The 16639-nt window shown below is 44.1% G+C and carries 12 protein-coding genes; 11 read left to right on the top strand and 1 reads right to left on the bottom strand.

Features of this window, described 5'->3' with window-relative positions; translation table 11 throughout:
• The first annotated feature begins 197 nt into the window (after positions 1-197).
• The 7 genes from vsple_RS18900 (at position 198) to vsple_RS18930 (ending at position 10667) form a co-directional block, all read left to right on the top strand.
• Positions 198-1130 (top strand): esterase/lipase family protein, encoded by a 933-nt coding sequence (locus tag vsple_RS18900; RefSeq protein WP_420833819.1) that lies wholly within the window; start codon positions 198-200, stop codon positions 1128-1130.
• 26 nt (positions 1131-1156) lie between these two features.
• Positions 1157-2029 (top strand): lipase secretion chaperone, encoded by an 873-nt coding sequence (locus vsple_RS18905; protein ID WP_261883416.1) that lies wholly within the window; start codon positions 1157-1159, stop codon positions 2027-2029.
• Positions 2030-2212: 183 nt separating this feature from the next.
• Positions 2213-4225 (top strand): prolyl oligopeptidase family serine peptidase, encoded by a 2013-nt coding sequence (locus vsple_RS18910; protein ID WP_261883417.1) that lies wholly within the window; start codon positions 2213-2215, stop codon positions 4223-4225.
• Positions 4226-6370, top strand: a complete 2145-nt coding sequence (locus tag vsple_RS18915; protein ID WP_261883418.1) for a TonB-dependent hemoglobin/transferrin/lactoferrin family receptor — start codon at positions 4226-4228, stop codon at positions 6368-6370.
• A 9-nt stretch (positions 6371-6379) separates the two neighbouring features.
• Positions 6380-8632: a proprotein convertase P-domain-containing protein gene (locus tag vsple_RS18920; RefSeq protein WP_261883419.1), complete on the top strand. Its 2253-nt coding sequence runs from the start codon at positions 6380-6382 to the stop codon at positions 8630-8632.
• A 33-nt stretch (positions 8633-8665) separates the two neighbouring features.
• Positions 8666-10099: a DUF1566 domain-containing protein gene (locus vsple_RS18925; RefSeq protein ID WP_261883420.1), complete on the top strand. Its 1434-nt coding sequence runs from the start codon at positions 8666-8668 to the stop codon at positions 10097-10099.
• Between the two features lies 1 nt (position 10100).
• Complete coding sequence (locus vsple_RS18930) at positions 10101-10667, top strand: Lcl C-terminal domain-containing protein (protein WP_261883421.1); 567 nt, start codon at positions 10101-10103, stop codon at positions 10665-10667.
• Positions 10668-10733: 66 nt separating this feature from the next.
• On the opposite strand, the gene vsple_RS18935 is transcribed toward vsple_RS18930, so the two are convergent.
• The gene (locus tag vsple_RS18935) at positions 10734-12377 is read right to left on the bottom strand and encodes a methyl-accepting chemotaxis protein (protein WP_261883422.1); all 1644 of its coding nucleotides are present in this window, start codon (positions 12375-12377) and stop codon (positions 10734-10736) included.
• A 439-nt stretch (positions 12378-12816) separates the two neighbouring features.
• Here vsple_RS18935 and vsple_RS18940 point away from each other — a divergent pair, with 439 nt between their 5' ends.
• From vsple_RS18940 to pstB, 4 genes are all read left to right on the top strand, one after another.
• A complete protein-coding gene (locus vsple_RS18940; protein ID WP_255232141.1) occupies positions 12817-13638 on the top strand; it encodes a phosphate ABC transporter substrate-binding protein in 822 nt (273 codons plus the stop codon).
• Positions 13639-13736: 98 nt separating this feature from the next.
• Positions 13737-14669, top strand: a complete 933-nt coding sequence (gene pstC / locus vsple_RS18945) for a phosphate ABC transporter permease subunit PstC (protein ID WP_255232140.1) — start codon at positions 13737-13739, stop codon at positions 14667-14669.
• A gap of 16 nt (positions 14670-14685) precedes the next feature.
• Positions 14686-15549: a phosphate ABC transporter permease PstA gene (gene pstA, locus vsple_RS18950; RefSeq protein ID WP_032550502.1), complete on the top strand. Its 864-nt coding sequence runs from the start codon at positions 14686-14688 to the stop codon at positions 15547-15549.
• A 109-nt stretch (positions 15550-15658) separates the two neighbouring features.
• On the top strand, positions 15659-16408 hold the full coding sequence (pstB, locus tag vsple_RS18955; RefSeq protein ID WP_255232139.1) for a phosphate ABC transporter ATP-binding protein PstB: 750 nt from the start codon (positions 15659-15661) through the stop codon (positions 16406-16408).
• Positions 16409-16639: the final 231 nt, after the last annotated feature.

A 16639-nucleotide genomic window follows, 5' to 3' on the forward strand; every position in this document is an offset into this window, starting at 1 on the left:
ATAGCGGCAGAGTGTTAATAGAGGCGGAATCGTAGGGGTTACACTCTTGTGAATCAGTAGTTGATGTTTAATTTAGATGTTGAATGGTCGTTATTGCTCACGATTCTTAATTTATAAATTTCTATTTTCAGAAATCCTCTCCTAGCTTTTCAACTCATCCGAGGTCTAATTAGTTAAGGAGAAAGACGTTGAAAAAGATGATGCTGATGGCGGCTCTGTGCATGGGAAGCGCCAGTGTAAACGCTGGAACGAGTACTGCGCCACTGGAACATTCAGGGTACACACAAACTCAGTACCCAATTGTACTGGTACATGGGTTATTTGGCTTCGATACGCTAGCTGGTGTCGATTACTTCTATGGTATTCCCGAATCGCTAGCAAAAGATGGGGCTGACGTTTATGTCGCTCAGGTCTCTGCAACGAACAGTTCGGAGGTGAGGGGGGAGCAGCTTCTCGCGCAAGTAGAAACCATTATTGCCGTCACCGGAGCGGAGAAAGTTAACTTAGTTGGCCATAGTCATGGCGGTCCGACTGCAAGATACGTAGGCTCAGTGAGGCCAGATCTTGTAGCATCGGTTACCAGTGTTGGTGGGGTTCATAAAGGTTCTAAAGTTGCTGATCTGGTGCGAGGTAATGTCACAGAGGGATCCATTACTGAGTCGATTGCCGTTAAGTTGGCTGGTGGCCTCACCACATTGATTAACTTACTTTCAGGCGGAAGTGACCTTGAGCAGGATGGGCTCGCTTCATTAGAAGCACTGACGACAGAAGGCTCTCTAGCATTCAATCAGCATTACCCAGAAGGTGTACCGACATCGGCGTGTGGAGATGGCGAATGGCAAGCGAGCAATGGTGTCTACTACTACTCTTGGACGGGGTCGTCGACCTTTACCAACTTGCTCGACCCAACAGATGGAGCAATGACAATTCTAGGTTTAGCGTTTGATGGCCCTAGTGATGGTCTAGTGGGTACTTGCAGTGCTCATTTAGGTCGTGTGATTGGCGACAACTACAAAATGAATCACTTGGATGAAATCAACGGGACGTTAGGGATTCACCACCTTTTTGAAACAGACCCTGTCACTCTCTATCGTCAACACGCCAATCGCCTCAAGCTTGCGGGCTTGTAAACCTTTATTATTGAAGGAGTTAATCAATGAAAAAGGCCACACTGCTACTGATGTCAATGATCGCTGTAGGAAGTCTCAGTGCGGTCTTTTATCAAAGCCAGTCACGAGCGCAAGCCGTATCGGCAAAGCACCTCAAGAGTGAATCTCAAAGTGACACAGAGATCGACCAAAGTTCTGCCAAAGATACGATGGATTATTTTATGGCAGCAATGGTTGATATTGACCTCAATCAGGTCAAAGAAAATGTCTCTGACTTCAATGATATCGTCCCTAATAGCGTGATAGATGATCGATTATTTGAAAAATATTTGGAGTACAAATCGGCGCTAGAGCAGATAGATTTTTCGAATAATTATTCTAATTTAAGCATTGAAGAACTGACAGAGTTACACGAACTGTTGTTGGATCAGCAGGCCTATCACTTTACTGCGGGTGAACAAGAGTTGCTGTTTGCACATGAAAATAGAATGCGTGAGCTAGCGATTGAAAAACTGAAACTGAGGCAAGAATATACTGACCCAATTGAATTTGAAATGCAGTGGCTTGAGGTATTAAGTCTCCAACCTGAATATGTTCAACAAACGCAAAAAAACACTTTAACCTTAACTCTGCTTAGCCACGAAAATAGTTTAGATAACCAGCAAAAGTACCTTAACCGAGTAGAGATTGTCGGCGAAAATGCTGCACAACGCTTAAGTGCATTAGACGCCGAACGTGCGCAATTTGATAGCGACTTCCAACGGTTTATTGCTCAAAGAGAGACGATACTGGATAACCCAAATTTGAGTGCTGATCAGCAAGCACAGGAAGTTGCTTTGTTGAGAAACGAGCTGTTTACCGAGCAACACATAAAACGAGTAGAGGCGCTAGAGCGAATTCATGATAGTGAAAAAAACTGAAGTGATCGTTTAACACGCTTAAAATGAATAGTTAGACAGAATAATAAACCAGTAAATTTAGTCAATCGAGCACAATAATTGAGATTCATATCACTGAATTATGAAAATGATAATTGATCTCATTACCATTTAGGTGCAGTATACGCAAAAATTATTAAATTGGCGTATGGATTTGTTGGGTTTATGAAAACGTGTTGCCTGCTTGTTTTAGCAGCTTTAATTTCTGGGAACGTGACTGCTGCGGATCAGTTCTCTTGGTTGAGAGACGATTCTAGAAGCAGTGAGCGTGTATTGGAGTATCTCAAGAAACAGAACGAGACGACTGATGTGTATCAGAAGACCTTACAGAATGAAATCGAATCGCTACAATCCATGTGGCGAGATAACCGACCGCAACGTTCAGAAAAACCTTGGCAAGAAATCAATGGCTTAGAATATTCTTGGAATGACTACACACTGTTGTCGCGTGCACCAAGCAGTGTTGATGCGACCACTGTGATTTTCGATGCCAAACGTCACGCTGCTCAACACGAGTATTATCAAATTGGTGGCTGGAAACTAAGCCCTGACCATTCCCTACTCGCTATCGCAGAAGATCTTGATGGTTCTGAGCAGTATCAAATTAGCATTGTTGAGCTAGCGACCAATCAAATCACGCCTCTTATCACTGGTGTTGAGCCATCTATCATTTGGTCGAATGATGGGGAATCACTGTACTTGGTAAGACAAGAACCAAAGACACAGCGACCACATACTTTGGTCAATAAGTCATTGAAAAGTGGAGTCGAGACATCGCTTTTTCAAGAACAGGAAAGTGCTTGGCTGCTTTCAACCTACCTAACAAGCGATAGGAACTTCGCCGTTGTCCAGAGCAACAGCGATAACAGCAGTGAACAACGCTTTCTCGATCTCAACACGGGTGAGTTGTCACCGCCAATTCAGCTGCGCCGAGAAGGCATTGAATACTATGCAGATCGTTCTGCCGATCATGTGTACATCAATAGTAATTACCAACGCAAAAATTTCCAGATCTATCGTGTAAGTCGTTCTGATTTTATGAACATAAAGGCTTGGCACTCTTTCGGTAATTTTGAAGCGGATGAGGCTATCAACAACTTTCACCTATTCCGTTCCGGTGTTGTGGTTCAAACCAATTTGAAAGGTAAGCAAAAACTGCACGTTTTTGATGAAAGCGACAAGCTGATAAAGGTTGAAAGCGTCGCTCGTGAAGGCGGTGTTGCTTGGGTAAGCCAAGTGGGAGATTACAGCAGCAATAAGCTATATATCCGAAGCATGTCTATGATCCAACCTGGTCTGTGGGAACGTTTCAATACGTTAACGGCAACTCGTGAATCGATAGGGCAAGATGTCTATCCAAATTATCAAGCAGACATGTATATCACCCAAACTCTGAATGTTGAGAATGATGGACAGGCTGTCCCAGTGACACTCGCTTACCGACAAGATCTTCTGAATAAGCAGAGTCCGGTAGTCTTATACGGGTATGGCGCTTATGGAGTCACAATGAAACCATACTTCATGCCACAAACCATCAGCTTACTCGACCGTGGTGTCATCTACGCTGTTGCTCATGTAAGAGGCGGAGGCTTTAAAGGTGAACAATGGTATCTATCTGGTAAAGGCATAAACAAATCGAACAGTATCGCTGATTTCGTTGCTGCAGCTAGAGCACTCCAAAACTTTCAACAAGGCGAACGAGATATATTGGCAATGGGTTCAAGTGCTGGAGGCACCTTAGTTGCAGGAGCCTTAAATGAAGCCCCTGAAGTATTTGCTGGCGCTACCCTCAAGGTCCCATTTGTGGATGTGATCAACAGTATGTCGGATGAGACGTTGCCTTTAACTGCTCAACAGTATGCGGAGTGGGGTGACCCTCATAAAGAGTCTGAACTTTCAGCTATGAGGGCTTATGACCCATATTCCAATCTTTCCAAAGCTGGCTATCCACCTGTTTTGATCAGTGTTGGTTTCAATGATCGACGGGTTCCCTATTGGGAAGGCGCTAAGTATCAAGCCAAGTTGCAATCTTTGACGACAGCAAGTGGTCCCTACTTGTTGTCGACCAACTTTAGCCAAGGTCATTCGAGTGATAGACGGCAGTCTTTATCACAACAAGCGTTCGAATACGCATTCCTATTATCACTTACGCATAAAAATACTAAAGCGGAGCAGTAAATGAAGCTTTCACCCCTTTCTGCAGCAGTACTGAGTGTACTTGCTGCCAACGTCGTGCACGCCGAATCCGAGGTTTTCCAGTTTGAGGAAGTCGTAGTTACTGCGAACAAAATCGAACAACCCCTATCTGAAGTGGCTGGTTCAGTAGCGGTAGTTGATGGCGAACAGATCGAAAAAACCGGCGCGACCGAGCTTTACGATGTAATCAAAAATGAACCGGGTGTCAGCGTGAGTGGTGGGGCAGGCAGGCCTCAGAATATTACAATCCGTGGTATGACAGGCAATCGCATTTTAGTGGTTAAAGATGGAATTAAATCTTCGGATGGTTTTGGTGCAAACGACATCAACGACAAAGTAGGCCGTAATTCGTTTGACCTTGCTGACATAGACAGTATTGAGATTGTTAAAGGCGCAAGCTCTTCGGTGCATGGTTCTGGGGCTATTGGCGGAGTTGTCGTTGTTAAAACGAAACAACCAGGGGACTATCTTAAAGATAGCGACTTTTACAGCGACGTTTCGGGCACTTATACAGGGGTAAGCGATAAATACAGAGGTTCAACTAGGCTTGCGTTTCGTACAGGAAGCTTTGAAAGCTTGATCAATCTTGCATATTGGGAAGGAGGAGAAACGCGTAATTACGACGAAAATTTGTACAAACGCGACATTGATGGTGTTAGTGGTGCTTACACTTTGAATTACTGGGCAGAAGATGATCTTATGTTCAAAGCCAAGGTAGATTACTACAAAGAAAATCTTGGTAGGCAAGAAGGTTTGGCCAAAATTCAAAAAGATGGTGAGTGGAAAACAGAAGAGTTCGACCAACAAGCTTATACAGAGTCTTACACTGCATATATTGGGGCTGAGTATTTCCCAACAAACTCTTGGTTTGAAGAACTCGATACCAAAATTTATTGGCGCAATACAGTAGCCGATGAAGCGGTGAATGCTCTTATTTCGCAAGAGCAAGGTAACATTACTGCATTTCGTAGATTGATCGACGATCGTCACTTCACAGATGAAGTTATCGGTGCAGATGCTGACTTTATCAGTTCTTTCTCAGGTTTGGGTTTCTCTCATACGCTCTCGTATGGTGTGAGCTTCGACACTACTTTTCATGAGCGACCAAGTAACTCACAAATCCTCGACTGGAACGGTCTTACCCAGAAAGATGCAAAACCTTTTGCGTCTGCGCGATCTTATGTTTTTGCTGCGCATCTTAGAGATGTAATTGAAGTAAATCGTTGGACAATTACAGCGGGCGCTCGCATTGATATCCACCAAATTACACCAGACTCAGATAGTTCAATTGAAGGGTATAAAGTAAGCGATAAAACCACAGGTGAGTTGTCACCAAGTTTGTCTCTCGCTTACCAAGTTACCGATTCACTGAACTCATATATTTCCTATAACCATGGTTTCCGAGCACCGACTTACGACAAGATTTACGGTTACCAGAACCATGATTTCGTGCCGATTACACCGTTTGAAATTGTGCCGAACGAAGATCTTGATAAAGAGACCAGCGATTCGTTTGAACTGGGGAGTAAGTTCGACAATGGTCAGACAGTGCTTTATGCCGCTGTTTTCTATCAAAAATTTGAAGATTTCATTGATATTAAGCAGATAACGTCTTCCCCTGATCTGAGTAACAATGGGATGTATTACAAGCAATATCAGAATGTTAGTGGGGTCGAAACCTATGGTTTTGAAGCAACAGCCGCACAACGTTTGAGTGAATCTTGGAGTATCACTACCAAACTGGGCTTTGTTGATGGAGAAAATGACGAGGGTGAGAAGATCCGAACATTGACTCCATGGGAAGGAAACGTCGCATTGAACTACGACAATGAATCTCTTTCTGCTTACACCATGTTGAATTGGGCGCAAGCAATGGATGATGTGCCGGAATGTGAAACTGATATTGGTCTAGCTGTAGATTGTGCTACTACGGCTGGTTGGGCAACCGTCGATATGGGCATTAGTTATTCCTGGAACTTTGGTCTAGACGTTTCTGCAAACGTCATCAACCTGTTTGACAAAGAGTACATCCGATACCAAGACGTAGCGGGCATCATCGACTCCAACAAGCACTACTCTACGGAGCCTGGACGTTACTTCACTGTACAAGCCAAATATCAGTTCTAAGGTAGAATTATGAAACTAAAGCCATTAGCAATATCACTTGTTCTAGTGTGCGCTCCGATCGTTCAAGCTGCTGAGTGGGACTACCCTTCAGCCAACGTTGTGTTAAACGATCAGGCAGCAGTCAAAAGCTACCTCGATTCCAATTATTCTGAGTTTGGCGATTTTGTATTTCGCTACAAAACAGAATCGCAGTTAGGCGAGCATTTCAATTTTAATGTTTGGGTCAACGGTGAATATCAGCCGCAGCGCACAGTCGTCGTAACTACCGATAAGACACAACGCGTTGTACGCGTATTTAAGAGTTTTGAAGATACAATATTAAGGTCGGGTACCCCTACCGTGGCTGCCGAATTGGAAGCGCCACGCACTCTTGAAGCGGAAGAGCCACCAACACTGAGCTCGGGAAATTTGGTGAATGTTGATGTATCTCTATTTGCCCCCGATTTAAGAACGATGCAGCAACAAGAGGCTCCGACATCGACTTGGTCTTTGGTTTCAGAATACCCCCAACCAATCGAATATGTAACTAAGCCCATTGAGGTTCTTCAGTCTGGTGGTCGCTATTATCTCTCTAATTCAAGGCTGAACCAGGTTGATATTACCGCGTTGATCACTGTGCCCTCTGACGGAGGAGAGCCGGTTCGGGACACTTCTGGTTTCTTGAGTTCTGAAGGTGTTCAATCGTTCGATAGTGCTGAAGCCATTGAAAGTGTTCGTTTTGGTGATGATGCCTTTCCACAAATTATGGCTTTTTATCACCTTGATACGTCTTTGAAGTATCTAGAAAGTTTGTCTTATCAACTATTTGATGATCCGTTGCGCTTTGATGCCAGAGGGTTATCTCTAGACAACTCATCCTACTATTACGGCCCGCGAGTGGTTACTTTTGGTATTGGCGGAGCTTCACCAGATGCTATTGATTCAGATGTTGTTTTGCACGAGCTTGGGCACGGTATTCATTACCAAGCCGTACCGGACTGGGCTTACGGTCATACTGGTGCTATCGGTGAAGGTGTCGGTGACTATTGGGCTGGTAGTGCGAGCTATCGTTCCCAATACTTAGACGCTTCTCGTCGTGGACAAGAGTTCGAGTTGGATACCGTGTTTAACTGGGATGGCTTGTTTGGTGTCCGTCGTACTACTCGCAGTTTGTGGAATCAGCGCGCGCGCTACTTTGAACGAGCAGAATACCCAGCCCACGTGAGTGTGGGAGGGGAGCTTGGTGACGAACTTTGGTCAACTCCGCTTTTCCAAGCGTTAAAAGCTGCTGTAGAACGTTATGGCGATGGCACAGATAGCGTTTTCCGTGAGTTCGACGCCATTGTTGTTGAAGGGCTTTATGGTGTTGGTCGTGGGGTAAAAATGCATGATCTAGCTGAGTCGACAGTATTTGCTGCTAACGCACTGTTTCCAAACAAAGAGTACGCTCAATTACTTACTGATAGCTTTAATCAACACAACTTATTGAAGCCTCCTTTTGTGGTTCGCCACGATAATCGCTATATCGGGGAAGGCGATGATGTCACTGTTCATCTGGCACAAAATGGTCGTCAAGCGACAGTAAAAGGTCAATGGCGACTGAATAATGAGTCGGTTTTCGACATTGATCAAACTGTGTCTGATTCATCAAGTATGAGCGTTTCATTGCCTTCTAACTTGGCTTGCGGTGTGCAATTCGATTCTGAAATCTCACTAGACTATCAATTTGGTCAAGATCTAAAAACACACCAATGGGCCAGTAGCACTAAGTTGGTGAATGGTCTTCCAAAGTTAACCACGCCGCCAACCGTGTCAAATTCAACGCTCCCAGAGCTGGGTGACAAAATTTATGTTCAAAATTTGTCTGATAAAGAAGTCACGATTGACGACACTTTTGCAGTCTATCTGAATATCGAACATGCCTCGCTCGAAGATCTGTATGTCAAATTGATTTCTCCTCAAGGTAAGTCGGTGGTGCTACTTAACCACCAATCAAGCAGCAGTAATGGTTTTAAAGGTTATTTCACAGCTCAGTATGACGACGAGTTAAAAGAACTTGTCGGTGAGCCGAGCTGGGGAACTTGGCGCCTTGAAATTTCTGATCGTGTTTCAGGAAATTCTGGGGTCTTGAAAGAGTGGGGTGTGAGTCACTTTGCTCAGTATCAGTGCAACACTGATACCACTAATGAAAGCAGTAGCGGTAGCTCAGGTGGTAGTGGTTCACCTTTGGGTTTGTTGGTCCTGCTAATGCTATCAATGGTGAGAGTGATTCGCTCTCGATAAGCCACAAACTATTAATTAAAAGAAGATAAATCTATGAAGTTACAATATTCTTTCATTGCTGTATCGCTTGCCCTTGTTGGCTGTGGTGGTGGCTCTGGTAGTGACTCAGCGGCGCCAACTTACGACGTTGCTGGTACTATTCGTGCACAAGGTTCTCTACTTGATACTCCTGTTTGCATCGATTTAAACCAAAACTTTGTATGTGATAGTAATGAGCCAAGTGCGAAGAGTGACAATACAGGTCAATATTCGCTGAATTCGACAAATAAAAACATTCTCAATAGCACCATTCTTGCAGAAGTCGATGCCGGTTCGGGCAAAACACTGCGTATTGCCACTCCGGGTCAAGGTTTAGCAACTGGTAATTCTATTAATGCAGTTACGACTTTGGTGGCGGGGTTAGTTATCGACGGAAAAACAGTTGCCCAAGCTGATGAGATTGTCAAAGCGCAAGTAGCAAGTGCGGGTGTCTCGTTGACCGATACAGTGATGTCTGATCCCATGGTAAATGAGCTAACCAATCTTGAGCAGAATACTATTGCACTACTTACTGAGATGAAAGTGGAGGAAATGACTCAAGGCGTCGCTCTGGTCGCTAAAAAGTTGAGTTACGAGAACAAATCTCTTGTGTCAGGTTTACTATCAGCGGCTGAAACTACAGCATTTACTCAAGAGCTATCTCTTGTTGCTGGTCAAACATCAGGCTCGAATGACACGGGTGCAGTGCTGCACTTTGCTGACGGTGCTAGCGACGTTGCGGAAGCTCAGGCAGATTACCCTGGCCAGGATGCAGAGTATGGATTTGATATAGACGACCTACAAGCAACAACGGGTGCTGGCTTCAAATTTGTAAAACTTGACGATAAAGGTGCAGCTTTAGCTGCAGATGCAACGGAGTGGTCATGTACTTTGGACGAAAGAACAGGGCTTATTTGGGAAAATAAGAGTGCTGATACAAACTCAGTACAGTTTAAAGACCGCACGTTTGTTTACGAGTCAGATACCTTTAAGCCATATTCTGAAGATTTGGCTGCTGTAGGTTGTGTGGCTGCTGGTGATGAAATCTGTTCAACGAGCCAGTATGCAGCGCATATTAATCAACAAGCGCTATGTGGTGTAAATGAATGGCGTTTGCCTACCTATCTAGAATTATACGATATATTAGATTTCGGTGAGACTGAGCGAGACTCTGACGGTGAATTATACGGCTTAAACCATACTTATTTCCCGAATCAAGGAGTAGGAAGTCCTGATATAGAAGCCGGCTCTATGTGGGTTCATGATTTTAGTTACGTAAATTATTCAGTGCTAGGTGAAGACGCTGCAAAATACTTTGCATTTATCGTAACCAGAGGAGACTACCGAGGCAATATTAGTTTTGATCAAATCTACACAGATAAAGCTGATCAAGATAGTGGTACTTCTTACCAATTTCCAATTCGTCTAGTTGCAGTAAAGGGTCAGTAAGATGAAAAAACTTATTCCGGTATTATCCTTAGCGTTAGTTTCTCAGATGGCTTTCGCAGCTCAAGAATGTTCTGTTGATTTTTCTAAATCTGCGCCCAACACACGATACACCTACTCTGATACTGGTATTGTGACAGACCTTAAAACGGGTCTAACTTGGATGCGGTGCCCAGTAGGTACTACATGGGACAAGAGTAGTGAAGCTTGTTCTGGCGAAGCTGATAAAGTGACATGGCAAAGTGCACTACTTACTGCAAAACAGATTCGCGATGAAAATGGCAATCATGCATTATATGAGTTTGGCGGTAAAAAGAACTGGCGACTACCGAACATTAAGGAGTTAGTCGCACTAACAGAGCATGCTTGTTATGGGCCCGCGTTGAATGGAACCGCATTTGCGAGTGGCTATAACCTAGAAGCTGGCGATCTAGCTGGTTATATATGGAGCAGCACTCCACATGGTAATGGTTCACAAGTTATCGCTTTTGACTCTGTCAATGGTGAGGTCTACGAATACGCACCGTCTAGCACTTTTTCGGTTTTGTTGGTAACCGATGAAGATCAATAAGCTGAACGTTACGTGAAAGCACCGCCAATACGGCGGTGCTTTTTTATGTAAACCTTTCTTTATTCTCTACACCTTAAAGTGATTCAGTGCCTGCTTCTGTCGTTCTGATAGCCCAGACAGTTCATGAGCCGCGGCTGCAGATTGAGTAATACCAGTGACGTTTTGGCTTACCAGCTCATAAATCGTGCTCAAGTTATTGTTGATGTCTGAAGTTACCTGTTTTTGCTCTTCGGATGCTGTTGCAACTTGAGTATTAATACTGTTTAGGTCGGCTATCGCGTTGTTGATGTCACTCAGAGAGCTGCTCACCTTAGTCGCAAGTGCTTGGCTATCTTCAAGCATAGCTAGGCTTGAGTGCATACTTTCATTTGCTTGGCCAGATTGAGTCTGTAGCTCTTCAATAATCGTCTGGATCTCTTTGGTCGACTCTTGAGTACGTGCCGCAAGCATACGAACTTCATCTGCTACCACGGCAAAACCACGGCCACTTTCACCTGCACGAGCCGCTTCAATCGCCGCGTTAAGTGCGAGTAGGTTAGTCTGCTCAGAGATACTTTCAATAACTTCGATGACTTTACCAATTTGTTCTGATTGCTCTTTCAAAGAGGTAACGACATCCGCGGCTTTGTTTAATTGATCAGACATTTTTTCGCTTGCACGCGCGCTCTCTTCAAACATGTTTAAGCTTTGTGTTGTCAGTTGGCTAGCTTGACTTGAAGCATTGTCGGCTTGTTGAGCGTTGGATGACACTTCAGTTGCTGTCGATTCCAATTGGTTAACTGCCGAGGCTACTTGTTCAACTTCTTGCTTCTCTTGATCAGAATTGACACTAGATTGAGTCATCACTGCAGCAAGTTCTGTTGATGCAGACGCCACCTCAATACTGATGCGGGATAGTGAACCGACGGTTTCACGAAGTTGATCAACGGTTTGGTTAACGTCATGAGCCAAATGAGTGATCTCGTTGTTGCCTTCGGCTTTTGCTTTCACCAATAGATTGCCTTTAGCGACTTCACGCATGGTTTGTTGAAGCTCGCGGATAGGTGTCACAATCACACCCGCTAGGGTCCAGCTAATGACTAGCGCAATAGATAGAATGACGACAAGGCCGATTTTGGATGACGTCAATGTGGTGTCATGTTTCGCGCCGTTTGTCTCAACCTCTTTTAGCGCAATATGATTGAGTTGTTTAGATAAATCATTGATCGCTTTTACCATTTCATTACCGGCGTGACGATATTGGTCAGTCGCGATTTGATATTGGGTATCAAAGCCGCTTGGTGGAACGCCATTACCGTGTTTGATTTTTAGTAAAGGAAGCATGGTCGAGCGAGAGAAGTCGACATAGTGACCCATTGCCTTGCGCATTGCTGCTACCTCATCCTGCAGTCCAGGCACAGTGTTAAGTGAGTTAAGCAGTTGCGTATTCTCGTTGCGCTTTTGATTTAGTGTGTCGATTAACGTCGAGACATCGTCAGGGTTAAATAGGCTGTAAATAGCTTTAATACGCATACCATAGCTATTATCGACAATGTCGCTGAGCTCTTCTTTATGGACAATCAGGTTGTCTGTTGCTGTTGAAACATCTTGGAAAGCTTCTTCAAGTTTCTCACCCCCTATAATGACTCCGGTTAGCAGTAGCACGACAGAGAAAAGCACGGGGAGTAAAATTTGTATTTTAATGGATAAGCCGCTGAGTGACTGGCGCATGAATAGGTCCTCTTGGTAATGCGTAATTGAGAATTATTATTATTTAATTGTGTTGAAACCGAATTCTAACTAATGAGACTGACACTTCAATCAATAAAAGATTACATTTTGTTATGTGCGATCCGTGTTGAATTACATTTAGTAATCAATATGCTGATTAATCACTCACTTATATTGATGATTATTGTGAGTTATGCGACATATTACAGAAGAGTGAAAAAGATATGTAGGTTTAATTGGCTTACTTATTCTAGGAAAGAGTACTTTCGGAACAAAGGCTTAGTAATGAAGTGACAAAAGAGGGGAGTGATATAAAGACAAAAATTTCAGTTGTCACATAGGCTTCAATTTACTGAAACACAACTGTCATATTCGAAACTTAAAGTGAGCACCGTTCAAGTAAAACACAACGGCAATAACGCCACTTAAGGAAATTGTGATGAAAAAGACAGTTATCGGTGCAATAGCACTACTAGGCGCACTAACAGTTAATACAGCTTCAGCTAAAGAAACTATCTCTGCAGTGGGTTCTAGCAGCGTAACTCCACTGATGGAAGTTTTCTCTGAAACATACATGAAGACAAACCCGAACGTATTTATCGAAGTTCAAGGTCCTGGTTCATCTGCAGGTGTTAAAGCTGCGAAGAACGGTTCTGCTGACCTAGGCATGTCTTCTCGCAACCTAAAAGAGTCTGAAAAGGAGCCAGCGTTAAAAGAACAAGCAGTTGCTTTAGACGGTATCGCGGTTGTTGTAAACCCACAAAACAAGCTGTCAGGCCTAACAGCAGAGCAAGTTACTGCAATCTACAAAGGTGAAGTAACAAACTGGAAAGACGTTGGCGGTGCAGACAAGCCAATCGTTGCTATCACTCGTGACACGGCTTCTGGTACTCGTGGCGCATTCGAAGACATTATGTCTCTAAAAATGAAGATTTCTGGTAAAAAAGTTTCTGCAATCTCTCAACGTGCTCAAGTTGCTAATGGTAACGGTGCACTGAAGACAATGGTTGCTTCTAACCCATACGCAATCGGCTACATCTCTCTAGGTACGGTTGATTCATCTGTAAATGCACTTCCAATTGATGGCATCCAAGCTTCTGTAGACAATGTGAAGAACGGTTCTTACAAAGTTGCTCGTCCATTCCTTGTTCTTTACAAAGAAGGCAAGCCATCAGCTGAAACTCAAAAATTCCTAGACTGGATGCTAACTGACGACGCGCAAGCGCTAGTTGACCAAAAAGGTTACATCTCAGTTAACTAATCCTATCCGGACTCTAAAGTTTGCTCAGCCTAACGTTTCGGGCTGAGCCTTTTCTATCCATTGTGTTCGACGCCATTGCCAAGAACCGTGAGATTTTTATGACCATCGCAACAAATAGTGAAAAGCTTATGACTACTGACGCAAAAGCGATCAGCAAGCCAGGCCTACGCGAAAAACGCCGCGTTGACTGGAAAGAGCGCATCTTCCACGGCTTGTTCCTAACGAGTGCTGTAATCGGCATCGTATCATTAGCAGTTATCGCATACTTCATCGTTCGAGAGAGTATCCCAGCATTCCAAGAAGCGGGCGTCTCGGGCATCGTTTTAGGCCAAAACTGGCTGCCACCAGCACTTTATGGTGTTGCAACCATGATTGTTGCTTCTATCGTTTCAACGTTAGGCGCGGTTGTCGTGGGTGTACCGGTTGGTGTTTTGACCGCTATCTTTATCGCTGAAATCGCACCAAAGCGTTTAGCTGACATCATCCGCCCTGCGGTTGAGCTTCTAGCTGGTATCCCTTCGGTGGTTTACGGCTTCTTCGGCCTTGTCATTATCGTTCCAATGATTCAGAACATTTTCTCAGTACCAGCGGGTAACACTATCCTGGCGGGTATTATTGTTCTGGGTATCATGATTCTACCGACTGTTATCACAGTATCTGAGACGTCGATTCGCGCGGTACCTCGCGCATACAAAGAAGGCTCTCTAGCGCTTGGTGCTTCTAAGATCTTTACCATCTTTAAACTTCTCGTTCCTGCTGCTCGTTCGGGCATCATGACAGGTGTGATTCTAGGTATCGGTCGTGCATTGGGTGAAACCATGGCAATCATCATGGTTATGGGTAACGCCCCAGCGATGCCTGAAGGCATTTTGGACTCTGCTCGTACACTAACAGCAAACATCGCGATTGAAATGTCGTACGCAAGTGGTGTTCATGCTAACGCTCTGTACGCAACGGGTGTGGTACTTCTAGTGTTCATCATGATGCTAAATGGTGCTCTACTTTATCTAAACCGCGAAAAAGCAAAGTAAGCGGAAGGTGGAAAAAATGGATCGTGTAAAATTAAAACAGTCTCGCCAGAATAAAGACAACATTTTAAATGCCTTTATCTGGGCAGCAGCGGCTGTCACAGTCGGTTTCCTATTTTGGATCATCTGGTACATCCTTTCTAACGGCTTACAGCACGTAGATTGGAACTTCATTACGGACAACTACACACGTACAGGTACTGAACACGGTATCTTCCCAATGATCGTTGCTACCATCTACATGGTTATCGCTTCGATTGCGGTGGCAGCACCACTCGGTATCATGACGGCAATCTACCTAACGGAATACGCGAAAGTAGGGAGTCGTTTGGTGAAAGTTATTCGCTTCTGTACTGAATCATTGGCGGGTATTCCATCGATCATCTTTGGTCTGTTTGGTATGACTTTCTTCGTATCGATTCTTGGTCTTGGCTTCTCGATTCTATCGGGCGCCCTAACACTAAGTATCCTGATTCTTCCTGTAATCATCCGTACTACAGAAGAAGCATTGATGGCGGTACCACAAACATACCGCGAAGGTTCTTATGGCCTTGGCGCTTCAAAAATCTACACTATCTGGCGCTTAATCTTGCCGAGCGCGATGCCAGGTATCTTAACTTCGGTCATTCTTAGTATTGGTCGTGTAATCGGTGAATCAGCACCTGTTTTCTTAACAGCAGGTATGGTGGCACGTATTCCAGAATCTCTAATGGATTCGGGTCGTACCCTAACGGTTCACTTATATAAGCTAACTACCGAGCTGTTCACCATTGATGAGTGGAACCAAGCTTACGGTACAGCGACAGTCCTGATTGTGCTTGTTCTTCTGATCAACATGGTCACAAAACTAATTGCAAGACGCTTTAACACAGCAACGTACTAACGACTTCTGGGCATAGAACAGTGAAATGCCCTTAGTACAGGGCTCCAAGTAGAGCCCACTGACAAAGCATCAAGTTAGACACGAATTTAAGAATTTAGAGATTAAGAACATGAACAAATTTGATATTGAAAACCTAGATCTGTTTTACGGCGAAAACCAAGCACTTAAATCTATCAACCTACCAATTCCAACGCGCCAAGTAACAGCTCTGATTGGTCCATCAGGTTGTGGTAAATCAACACTACTACGTTGCCTGAACCGCATGAACGACCTAATCGAAGGCGTGACGATTAAGGGCAAGCTAGATATGGATGGTACGAACATCTATGGTGACATCGATGTTGCTGACCTACGTATCCGTGTTGGTATGGTTTTCCAAAAGCCGAACCCATTCCCAATGAGCATTTACGAGAACGTGGCATACGGTCTGCGCGCTCAAGGTATCAAAGATAAGAAGTACATTGATGAAGTCGTAGAGCGATCACTGCGTGGTGCCGCACTTTGGGATGAGGTGAAAGATCGTTTGAAATCTCACGCATTTGGTCTGTCGGGTGGTCAGCAGCAGCGTCTATGTATTGCTCGTACTATCGCAATGGAACCAGATGTGATTTTGATGGATGAACCTACATCGGCACTGGATCCAATTGCAACACACAAGATCGAAGAGCTGATGGAAGATCTGAAAAAGAACTACACCATCGTTATCGTTACTCACTCAATGCAACAAGCTCGTCGTATTTCAGACCGCACTGCATTCTTCCTAATGGGTGAACTGGTTGAGCACGATGACACACAAGTTATTTTCAGTGACCCGAAAGACGACCGTACTAAGGGTTATGTAAATGGTGACTTTGGTTAATTTTAACCTTTGCCATCACCGCGCTTAATTTACTGGCATATCACTACAATAATAAGCGATGGACTTTTGCCCCACTCATTTGTGGGGCTTTTTTGTGTATCGAAGAAAGTCATTTTGTCGATGAAAATTTGGGCAGAAAATCCCATTTTTGTAGCGCTTCTCAAGCTTGTGATAAAGGAAAATAGGAAATTGCGAGACGCTTAACATCTCATTTTGTCTTGGATTGATTGC

It is taken from the genome of Vibrio pelagius (assembly GCF_024347575.1).
Lineage (GTDB): Bacteria > Pseudomonadota > Gammaproteobacteria > Enterobacterales > Vibrionaceae > Vibrio > Vibrio pelagius.

Excerpts from the sequence above, each read along its gene's own strand:
- vsple_RS18900 (WP_420833819.1), top strand. The coding sequence starts at position 198 with ATGATGCTGATGGCGGCTCTGTGCATGGGAAGCGCCAGTGTAAACGCT.
- vsple_RS18905 (WP_261883416.1), top strand. The coding sequence starts at position 1,157 with ATGAAAAAGGCCACACTGCTACTGATGTCAATGATCGCTGTAGGAAGT.
- vsple_RS18910 (WP_261883417.1), top strand. The coding sequence starts at position 2,213 with ATGAAAACGTGTTGCCTGCTTGTTTTAGCAGCTTTAATTTCTGGGAAC.
- vsple_RS18915 (WP_261883418.1), top strand. The coding sequence starts at position 4,226 with ATGAAGCTTTCACCCCTTTCTGCAGCAGTACTGAGTGTACTTGCTGCC.
- vsple_RS18920 (WP_261883419.1), top strand. The coding sequence starts at position 6,380 with ATGAAACTAAAGCCATTAGCAATATCACTTGTTCTAGTGTGCGCTCCG.
- vsple_RS18925 (WP_261883420.1), top strand. The coding sequence starts at position 8,666 with ATGAAGTTACAATATTCTTTCATTGCTGTATCGCTTGCCCTTGTTGGC.
- vsple_RS18930 (WP_261883421.1), top strand. The coding sequence starts at position 10,101 with ATGAAAAAACTTATTCCGGTATTATCCTTAGCGTTAGTTTCTCAGATG.
- vsple_RS18935 (WP_261883422.1), bottom strand. The coding sequence starts at position 12,377 with ATGCGCCAGTCACTCAGCGGCTTATCCATTAAAATACAAATTTTACTC.
- vsple_RS18940 (WP_255232141.1), top strand. The coding sequence starts at position 12,817 with ATGAAAAAGACAGTTATCGGTGCAATAGCACTACTAGGCGCACTAACA.
- pstC (WP_255232140.1), top strand. The coding sequence starts at position 13,737 with ATGACCATCGCAACAAATAGTGAAAAGCTTATGACTACTGACGCAAAA.
- pstA (WP_032550502.1), top strand. The coding sequence starts at position 14,686 with ATGGATCGTGTAAAATTAAAACAGTCTCGCCAGAATAAAGACAACATT.
- pstB (WP_255232139.1), top strand. The coding sequence starts at position 15,659 with ATGAACAAATTTGATATTGAAAACCTAGATCTGTTTTACGGCGAAAAC.